Consider the following 9,423-nt stretch of genomic DNA (forward strand, 5'->3'; position numbering starts at 1 on the left):
AGACGTTACCTTCCTTTTCCTTTATTGTAACGCAAGGAGATACAACTCGTAAAGAAGTCATTTTCATATGTTTGATTCTTTGTTATAATGAAAAAAAAGGAGGCTTTTAAAATGGAATATGAAATCAAAGGCGGGCAATTACCGGTTGTTGTTTGTCATTTACAAAAAGATGAAAAAGTATTTACCGAATCCGGTGGCATGTGCTGGATGGATGATGGATTTGAAATGTATGCGAATACACGTGGTGGTTTACTAAAAGGATTAGGCCGAGCTATGGCTGGTGAATCCATTTTCTTAACAACCTATACTGCCGGCAACGATAATAGTGAAATTGCCTTTGGCTCTAGTTTCCCCGGTAAGATCTTACCCATTACCTTATGTGATGGAGAATGCATCATCATTCAGAAAACAGCCTTTCTAGCTGCGGAAGACAGTGTCACCTTGCAACCATTCTTCCGTAAACGTTTAGGAGCCGGTTTCTTTGGCGGAGAAGGTTTTATCCTACAAAAACTGATAGGACCGGGAACCGCCTTCTTAGAAATTGATGGCGATATTGTGGAGAAAGAGTTACAACCAGGACAGCTGTTAAAGATCGATCAAGGCTATATCGCGATGTTTGAAGAGCATGTAGATTTTGATATCACAACAGTAAAAGGTTTAAAAAATAAGTTTTTAAGTGGTGAAGGTTTCTTCTTGGCAACCTGTAAAGGTCCGGGCAAAGTATGGTTACAAACCATGCCATTCTCAGTCTTAGCTGATCGTATCATCGATATTGTACCACATCAATAAAACAATGCTTCCTTTCAAAGCCATCTATCCTGATGGCTTTTTCTTTTGCGAATATAGATGGTTCTTTTTTACAAAAAGGTATTGTCAAATTCACAAAAATATTGTATATTATTAACGCAATCAAGATGCGGGTGTAGTTCAATGGTAGAACTTCAGCCTTCCAAGCTGACTACGTGAGTTCGATTCTCATCACCCGCTCCATTAAGAACGATAAGCGATGATTCCTATCATCGTTTTTATTTTCTACTTTCATCATATTTCTTTTGCTTCATCGATTTCATCATAGTATTTTACCCTTATTTGCGATACAATAGGCATGGTGATAAAGATGAAAAGAAAACAGACTTGGTTTTATATAGGCGTTGGTGTTGTCCTATTGTTACTAATCTATATGATTGGTGTAGGTGCCAATGGGAAAGCTTTGGCTGCCCGCCAAAAAGTTTTTACCTTTCATAAAGGTGAAGTCTTGCCAAAGAAAGCAACTTATTATGTAAAAGGCATCACCAATCCCAAAAAAGTAGAAATGGACATGTCCCAAGTCAACACAGATAAAACCGGCAACTATATCCTACATATCAAACAATCTTCACATACCTATGATGTAAAGATTCAAATCATTGCATGAGAAAACACCGATAAAGGTTAGCTTCACCGGTGTCTTTTTTTATTAACGCAACATTGTTTTTGCTGCTACTGCTAATACTTTGGGATTTCTATTGTATGGTGTTACCGGACATATCTTCTTATCAATGCCTAACAACGTATACACAGCAATACGTGCTGCACGGACGCTGTATTCTTCAGTAAAGACCATATCCTCTGGAATCTCAACAAACTGAGAAATCATCGCAAAGTTTGTAGAACCTTCAGGCACAACCAGTGGACGATCAGATTTCGCACGTGGTTGGAATTGGGAATCAATGTATGGCATCATGCAAGGAATGACATTCACTACAGTTTCAAGAATATCCTTCGTATCCTTTTCAAAATGCAGATGTCCTAATAACTCAAGCAACAGTTCTTCTCCTGTACATTCCCGCATAGGTTTTTTAACATAATCTCCAATTGCCTTGGTATAGAGACCATAGCCCCAGAAAATCGTGGTATCCGCATCTTGTGCTTTAAAATGCGGTTGTGCGGCAACTACAATGCTCATCAGCCAGCTAGAGTCTTTAAATGTCATTAACGCTCCGCTGCCTGGGATATTCCCTGAGAATTGCTCAATCATCTTTAACAGCTTATTACCTTTCATCGTGACTGTGAAACTTTCCCAATTTGTTTCCTCAGGTTTGCCAAAGAATGGTGTTGGATCACCTAGTGAAGGTTTCTTTTCAGCAACCTTACGCCATAATTCTCCACTCATAGGGGCATCCGGGGTAAACGCTGGAGCGTGATGATAGTCGCCTAAAGTAGCATTATCAGTCATACAGCCATTGGTCATGATACAAATATCTTCTTCATTTAGATGAATGGTACGCTCTCTGCCATTTTCATTGAGATGAATGTCAGTAACTGTAATGGCATCCTCTTTAAAATCAATATCCTTCACAACTGCCTTGATGCTAAAATCAACACCAAAGCCATCCAAATATGCCTTTAAAGGAAGAATGACGGATTCATATTGGTTATATGGTGTACGTGTAACACCTTCTAAGGTTTCAATACGTGGGAATTCTAAGATCATGCGGTTCATGTAACGGCGGAATTCAAATGCGCTTGACCATTTCTGGAAAGCGAATGTTGTCTGCCACATATACCAGAAATTCGTTGTAAAAAAATGAGGACTGTTCGCAAACCATTCTTCAATGGTCACATTATCCAATTTTTCCTCAGGGGTTGCCAGAAGTTTTGTCATCAACACCCGATCAGTGTTGTTGAACTGCATGCTGGTAACATCCTGAATTACTCCATAGCGATCTATTAAACGTGCTTGTGCATGCGTAGGATGCAAATGATCAAAGTTTAAAATTTCTTCTGTAACGCTTTTCCCTTTCCAATCGAGAGATGGAATCGTTGAGAATAAATCCCAGAAATTTTCATAAGTTTCTTCATTCAACATTCTACCGCCACGACAAACAAAACCGTTTTGCATATTGCCGGCACCATCATTACTGCCGCCAAGGATCGGTAAACCTTCTATGATATGAATATTTTCTCCATGAAATCCACCATCCTGCAGTAAATAGGCAGCTGCTGCCATCGTTGCCAAACCTCCACCAATTAAGTAAGCTTGGCGCTCTCCTTCACGTCCTGATGAAACTTTACAACGAGCAGTTTCCCTATTTCTTTCTTGCATACGTTTTACAACGCCTGCGGCTACACCGGCGCCGGCTGCCACACTTGTTGCGATAATGAGTTTTTTTACATTTTCCTGTTTCATAATGATATTCCTCTCTTCTGTATGTTTATCTACAATTTAAGTATAGTCATTTCCATTTGGAAAGTATCTATACATATATGTTTTTTTGTATGATTTGTTTATGATACTTAAATATAGCAAGTTCAGAAATCACCAATATCTGCATAAGCTAATATTTTTGCTTTGTAACTGTTTTCAAGGAAGTTTGTGGATTTACCCCATACCATTTGTCCAGAAATTTCATAAAGTGGAAAGAAAGGAGGTTCTTCATGTGGCAAAAGTTATCGTTTATGATGTATATAGCGAAGCTTTAGAAGTTTTTGATTTGAGTGAAAATGACACTATGCCATATGTGTATGGTGATACCATGCGGGTAAGTGAGTTCCGTGGTTCTTCACGTTCTAATGTTTTATGGACGACGAATGCTGCCATGGAATCCTGGAACGCGACAAGACGATCTTATGGCGCTCCCATTCCCTTTCGTTATGCCTTTAAACGTATATGGGAAGGCGGGCATGGCAGACAGTCCCAGCATTATGCAGGGGTATCCTTTGATGTCGGTCAGGCATTGTCGCAAACACAGCGAAATCGGATATGGAATGTCGCAAAGAATCTAGGTGTTTGGGTATATGTAGAGCCTATTTCAATGACACCGACATGGGTTCATTTCGATAAACGTTATGGCACTCCTGCGTGCAGTGCTGGTTATCCTACCCTGCGACAAGGCAGTCGAGGTGTGTATGTGCTTATTTTACAAGATGCTTTAAATGCTTTAGGTTATAGCACACAAACATTGGATGGCGCCTTTGGAAGTAATACTCGCGCCGCTCTTATCGCTTACCAACGTAATAATGGATTAACAGCAGATGGCATAAGTGGTTGCGGAACATGGACACGTCTTGTGAATGAAGTAGTAGGTATTGGCAGAACACCTACAGTTATTGATCCTTAATAAAAGATTTTTTATCTTAGTATTTTTTCATGAGTAAAGGGCGATAACATCGCCTTTTTATAAATTATGAAAGCATTTAATTATAGAATAAAACGCAAAACTACTCGTCTAAACCAAGATAGTATTTTAATGTCAATAACTTTTTGCATTCTATATTTAACAAGTAGCCTTATCCAGCCTATTGCATTTTACATTAATCGAACGTTTAGATATAACATCTTCCCATTATATTTAAAATGTGGTTATTCTAGATGTGACACTTACTTTTTACTAATTTCTTTATATCCTCTACATGGACCTCACTTAACACACGGTAATGTATCCAACCACCATCTCCACAGGCATATTTTTGATCAATATAGGCTTGTGTATATGATTCTACCTTATCATAAATGGATTCAAATTGTTGATTCGTAAGACGAATCATTACAGTAAAGGCATCTTTTTCAGGAAAAATATTACAAATCAACTTGTTCTTTTTCCGAAATGCAATTCCCCATCCATAATGATTTCCATAAGGAAAAACGATATCATAGGTTATATCAGAATATTGCATTAACCATGAATGCAATATTGTGAATAAGGAAGATGCTTCTCCACAATATGCTTTCATTGCTTCTATAGTAGGTTTATTTTGTTTTTCTAGCATTCTTTCATACATAAAATCAGTTCCTTTATCATTTTTATATTATCCCTGCATTCATAATTATAAAAAGCACATGATTTCTCACATGCCTAAATACTGACGTAATTCTTTTGCATCATCACTATATTTCTCCGCAATATCCAACCCAATTTTCTGTGTACGCACAAGCTTAGCTAACGCAAAATTCAATGTCTGCATGCCATCTTTTGCCCCTGTTTGAATCTGCGAATTGATCTGATGTACCTTATTATCACGAATCATACTGCTAATCGCATCATTTCCAACCATAATTTCCAAAGCAGCTACTCTGCCTTTTCCATCTAGTGTTGGAAGTAATTGCTGTGTGATTACCGCACGTAAGATTCCTGATATCTGCATACGGATCTGTTCCTGTTTATGAGGAGGAAACACATCAATGATACGATCAATTGTTTTAGCTGCACCAATCGTATGTAAGGTGGAAAATACTAAATGTCCGGTTTCCGCCAAAGTAACTACTGCTGCTATCGTTTCATAATCACGCATTTCTCCAACTAAAATAACATCCGGATCTTCACGCATTGCACTGCGTAATGCCGTATCAAAGGAATCAACATCACGTCCGATTTCACGTTGATGAATCAAAGCTTTCGAGCGTTCATATAAATACTCTACTGGATCCTCAATCGTTAAGATATGACAATCTCTACGCTCATTGATATACTGCATGATAGCTGCCAATGTGGTAGATTTCCCACTTCCGGTAGGACCTGTCACTAGTACTAAACCACGTGGTTCCATTGCTAACTTCTTAAGAACATCCGGCAGCATCAATTCCTCTAAAGAACGAATACGATTATCAATGATACGTATAGCCGCTGCTAACTTATCCTGTTGTCGATATACATTTACACGTTGACGTTCATGCTTTTGATCAACATACGTAAAGTCAATATCTTTTCCCTGTTTCAACTGTTCCATTTGCAAATCATTCAACATGGATAAGATCATTTCTGTTGTTTGTGCATTATCAAACTGTTTAGGAAATTCAATCAGCTTTCCATTTTTACGAATCATTGCCGGACCATCTACATTCAAATGTAAATCACTGCATCCATTCTCACGCGCATATTGCAAAGCTTCTTCAAGTAATTGATTCATAAAGCCTCCTAATCAGAGTATACACTGATTTTACGTAATTCATCAATCGTTGTTAAACCATCTTTCACAAGCTGTATTGTTTCTTCACGCAGCGTTCTTAAATTTTGACTTTTTTTCACATAAGCATAAATATCATCAATATCTTTATGACTGGATATCATACGTCGCATTTCTTTATCAATCAAAATAATTTCATGCACTGCGGTTCTGCCTTTATACCCTGTCTGGTTGCATTGATGACATCCTGCTCCACGATACATATATTCGACATCTTCACCAAGTTCTTCACGTTCAAGCGCCGTTGTTCGTATCTTTTCTTTACAATGTGGACAGATTGTTCTAACCAAACGCTGTGAAACACTACCAATTAAAGAATTGGCTACCATATACGGCTCTACCCCCATATCCTGCAAACGAACAATCGTACTAATTGCATCATTGGTATGTAAAGAGCTTAATACCAAGTGTCCGGTGATTGCTGCTCTGACAGATATAGAAGCGGTTTCTCCATCACGTGTTTCACCAACCATGATAATATCGGGATCCTGTCGCAATAATGCACGCAATCCCTTTTCAAAGGTCAAGCCTGCCGCATTATTAATCTGCATCTGATTGACACGTTCAATGTTTTTCTCCACAGGATCTTCGATCGTTGAAATATTTACCTGACGTTTTGCCAAAGTTTCCAAAATCATATATAACGTCGTTGTTTTCCCGCTTCCGGTAGGCCCGGTTAAGTATATGATACCATGCGGCATTTCCATCATCTTGCGCATCTTTTGATAATTTTCTAAATTCATACCATATTGAGTATCATTCAGAATTGGCGTATTGCTATTTAAAAAACGTAAAACGGCCTTTTCTCCATACACTGTAGGAATGACAGATACACGAAGGTTCATCTTCGTACCTTCTAAGGTCGTAACAAAATGACCATCCTGAGGAACACGTTTTTCAGCAATATCCATATTTGCCATGATCTTGATACGCACAATAAGAGATTGATGTAGATTCTTTGCCAGCTGAACATAATCAATGATCATTCCATCAATACGCATACGTACCATGGTTTTATCTTCAAATGGTTCAATATGAATATCACTTGCATTTGCATTATACCCTCTTGTCAGCAAAGAGCTAAACAGTTTAACAACCGGTGTATCATCTTCTTCAGAATTAAATAATTCACTTTCATCAAATTCAAAAGAAACAACATTTTCATTTGCCACACTGGCAGCTTCACGTGCCTTGATTTCCGCATAATAATAATCAATCGCTCGTAGAATTTCTTTCTTTTCACTTAAGCATATAGCAAGATTCATACCTGTAACTAATCGTACATCTTCAATGCCATAGAAATTCAATGGATCACTGGTAACCACCGTTAAGCGTCCATTATTCTCAGAAATCGCAATCAGATCATACTTTAATGCTAAAGTCTTTGGAATCTTTGCTACGGCATCGACTTCGATTTCTACATTGTTCATATCAACCAATGGTTCATTTAACTTATCACTCAATGCTTTTAACATCTGTTTTTCGCTGATAAAGCCTAAATCAATCAAATGCTGACCTAAACGTTTTGATCGATCTTTCTTCTGCTCGGCAAGTGCTGTTTGAAGTTGTTCTTCAGAGATATAACCATATTCTTTTAATACTTCACCTATTGGTATATTTTTCATAAGAGTGCGTCCTCCTTATTATTTATGATATTGTTATCTTCTTATACTAGAAGAAAAGTAAAGAACAGGAAATTGAAAAGAATTACCACCAAGTTGTTCTACATGCTGGAGCGCTGATAGTATCATTATTTATGTCAATTAACTCCCATCCAGCTTGTCCTTTTGCAACCATATCTTTAGGATGTTCTCCAGTACTTACCCAGGCGATATTCACACGGTAATAGTTTCCATCAACATCTTTAACAATATCTCCCTCAAAATAAGAACTATATTCATCAAAATCCTCACTTATTTTTTTCCAGTAATTACGACTATTTGCATTTGATCCAGGAGGATCTTTTTGTAAATGACCCCAATTTAATTCCACATGATATATAAAACGATATATTTGACCCTCATAGTACACATATTCACCTGGATAAATCCATTGTCCACCTTCCCATTCTAGAAGTTTACTTGAGCAACGTTCATATTCACCCGCTACCGTTTTACTACTGTTATCTGTAGGAGTATCTTCTTCAATTTTACATGTTTTCCGTGGAATATCTTCATATTTAATATACTTCCAAGTTGCATTATCATTGGGTCCACCTGTCGGAGCATATGGTGTCCCTTTTTCAGTTGGAGAATAATCTCTAATCTTGATATAATAATAACCACCATTCGCAGGGTATTTCACTACATCACCTTTTTCATAAGCACTAAAAGTTTGCCATACGCTCGGTATACTAGCATAAATAATACTTTTCCATGCCCCATCGTCATTATGATTAGGATCACTCTGTGAGTTATTTATATCTACTATAGCCCTATACCAACTGCCAGAGCCCTGAGGAAACTCAACAAAAGTACCTTTTTTAAAATTCTTACCTTTACTCCAAGTATCAGTATTAGAGTCATTTTTACAAGCGATTTCCCCTCCAACAGTTCCATCATAATCTGTATCATCCGGTTCTTCTTCACCACCGCCACTAGATTCTTTATTTTCAAATTCACCATTGCGGTAATAAATAATATGGTCTGTCAAATTTTTTGTTTCCGCCTGTAAAGGATTTGCATTTTTATTATGTTCCATATTCAAAAGTTCTAATGTTGTTGAAGTTTTATATACTTCTTTTTTCTCGCTATCGTTATTCTTATAATAAATGAATTTCAAATCAAGTCGATTTTCATTAAAACCCTTAGCACTTATTTCTAATATTCGTCTATTATAAAAATCATCATTATATGCTTCACTATCTGTTGCGTCAACATGACCGAGCATTAATCTACCATCTTTGACATAAAGCCATTTCCAATCATTTCCCTCAGGTCTTTCTTCATTACTTTTTAAAACCTTTACATCACTTGCATATAACAGCTGATCTCTTACGAAATCCGCCAATAGATCTAAAGATTGTTTATCCGCATCTGTTGTGGCAGCTTTATTAAAATACCCTAGAGAGTTCAAAATTAAAGAACCAGCAATCATCATAACTAAAGAAGAAATAAGCAAAGTCACAATGATTTCCATTAAAGTAAAGCCTTTATTATTAAGTTTTTTTGACTTCATAGTTATTTCTCCTTCCTAACGTCATCACGAATTTACTGAAATCCAACAATCATCAATATTTTCACCATCATAGTTCTCATCAGGATCTAAGACATACCAACCTGAATTTTGTTTCTTCACTTCTTTATGTATAAAATCCTGAAAATCATCATACCTTTGTTCTGTTGCCCCATTTACAGATATATAAGTGTCATGATAATAAGCACCACTAAACATCTTATCATCATAAACAATCGCAACTGTAATATTGGAAGGCTTACAATACCATTTATTATCTAAATAATTATAAATAATTGAAATATT

General features: G+C 37.0%; 8 protein-coding genes, 1 tRNA gene and 1 pseudogene. 4 read left to right on the top strand and 6 right to left on the bottom strand.

Annotation, left to right across the window (positions count from 1 at the left end; translation table 11 throughout):
* The first annotated feature begins 111 nt into the window (after positions 1 to 111).
* The 3 genes from AC1VS3_RS05365 (at position 112) to AC1VS3_RS05375 (ending at position 1,414) form a co-directional block, all read left to right on the top strand.
* Entirely contained in the window at positions 112 to 789 is a 678-nt protein-coding gene (locus tag AC1VS3_RS05365; protein ID WP_008687990.1) for a TIGR00266 family protein, read from the top strand.
* A gap of 127 nt (positions 790 to 916) precedes the next feature.
* Positions 917 to 990 (top strand) — tRNA-Gly (locus AC1VS3_RS05370).
* Between the two features lie 127 nt (positions 991 to 1,117).
* Complete coding sequence (locus AC1VS3_RS05375) at positions 1,118 to 1,414, top strand: hypothetical protein (RefSeq protein WP_117547522.1); 297 nt, start codon at positions 1,118 to 1,120, stop codon at positions 1,412 to 1,414.
* A gap of 42 nt (positions 1,415 to 1,456) precedes the next feature.
* Here the strand turns inward: AC1VS3_RS05375 and AC1VS3_RS05380 are convergent, their stop codons facing one another.
* Positions 1,457 to 3,169: an oleate hydratase gene (locus AC1VS3_RS05380; RefSeq protein WP_008687988.1), complete on the bottom strand. Its 1,713-nt coding sequence runs from the start codon at positions 3,167 to 3,169 to the stop codon at positions 1,457 to 1,459.
* 250 nt (positions 3,170 to 3,419) lie between these two features.
* Between AC1VS3_RS05380 and AC1VS3_RS05385 the strand changes: the two genes are divergently transcribed.
* Complete coding sequence (locus AC1VS3_RS05385) at positions 3,420 to 4,100, top strand: peptidoglycan-binding domain-containing protein (protein ID WP_008687987.1); 681 nt, start codon at positions 3,420 to 3,422, stop codon at positions 4,098 to 4,100.
* Between the two features lie 247 nt (positions 4,101 to 4,347).
* Here AC1VS3_RS05385 and AC1VS3_RS05390 read toward each other — a convergent pair whose 3' ends face one another.
* From AC1VS3_RS05390 to AC1VS3_RS05410, 5 genes and pseudogenes are all read right to left on the bottom strand, one after another.
* Positions 4,348 to 4,761, bottom strand: coding sequence for a DUF3788 domain-containing protein (locus AC1VS3_RS05390; RefSeq protein WP_008687986.1), 414 nt, complete (start codon positions 4,759 to 4,761; stop codon positions 4,348 to 4,350).
* A gap of 66 nt (positions 4,762 to 4,827) precedes the next feature.
* Positions 4,828 to 5,886, bottom strand: a complete 1,059-nt coding sequence (locus AC1VS3_RS05395; RefSeq protein ID WP_008687985.1) for a type IV pilus twitching motility protein PilT — start codon at positions 5,884 to 5,886, stop codon at positions 4,828 to 4,830.
* Between the two features lie 8 nt (positions 5,887 to 5,894).
* Positions 5,895 to 7,568 (bottom strand): GspE/PulE family protein, encoded by a 1,674-nt coding sequence (locus AC1VS3_RS05400; protein WP_008687984.1) that lies wholly within the window; start codon positions 7,566 to 7,568, stop codon positions 5,895 to 5,897.
* 82 nt (positions 7,569 to 7,650) lie between these two features.
* Positions 7,651 to 9,120 carry a PulJ/GspJ family protein gene (locus AC1VS3_RS05405; protein WP_008687983.1) on the bottom strand — a complete coding sequence of 490 codons (1,470 nt, stop codon included), beginning with the start codon at positions 9,118 to 9,120 and terminating at the stop codon, positions 7,651 to 7,653.
* Between the two features lie 24 nt (positions 9,121 to 9,144).
* Positions 9,145 to 9,423 (bottom strand): annotated as a pseudogene (locus AC1VS3_RS05410) (pilus assembly FimT family protein); the annotation flags it as partial.

It is taken from the genome of Longicatena sp. (genome assembly GCF_982403165.1).

Bases quoted from the DNA above. Each gene is read 5' to 3' on its own strand.
- AC1VS3_RS05365 (WP_008687990.1), top strand. From the start codon at position 112: ATGGAATATGAAATCAAAGGCGGGCAATTACCGGTTGTTGTTTGTCAT.
- AC1VS3_RS05375 (WP_117547522.1), top strand. From the start codon at position 1,118: ATGAAAAGAAAACAGACTTGGTTTTATATAGGCGTTGGTGTTGTCCTA.
- AC1VS3_RS05380 (WP_008687988.1), bottom strand. From the start codon at position 3,169: ATGAAACAGGAAAATGTAAAAAAACTCATTATCGCAACAAGTGTGGCA.
- AC1VS3_RS05395 (WP_008687985.1), bottom strand. From the start codon at position 5,886: ATGAATCAATTACTTGAAGAAGCTTTGCAATATGCGCGTGAGAATGGA.
- AC1VS3_RS05390 (WP_008687986.1), bottom strand. From the start codon at position 4,761: ATGTATGAAAGAATGCTAGAAAAACAAAATAAACCTACTATAGAAGCA.
- AC1VS3_RS05405 (WP_008687983.1), bottom strand. From the start codon at position 9,120: ATGAAGTCAAAAAAACTTAATAATAAAGGCTTTACTTTAATGGAAATC.
- AC1VS3_RS05400 (WP_008687984.1), bottom strand. From the start codon at position 7,568: ATGAAAAATATACCAATAGGTGAAGTATTAAAAGAATATGGTTATATC.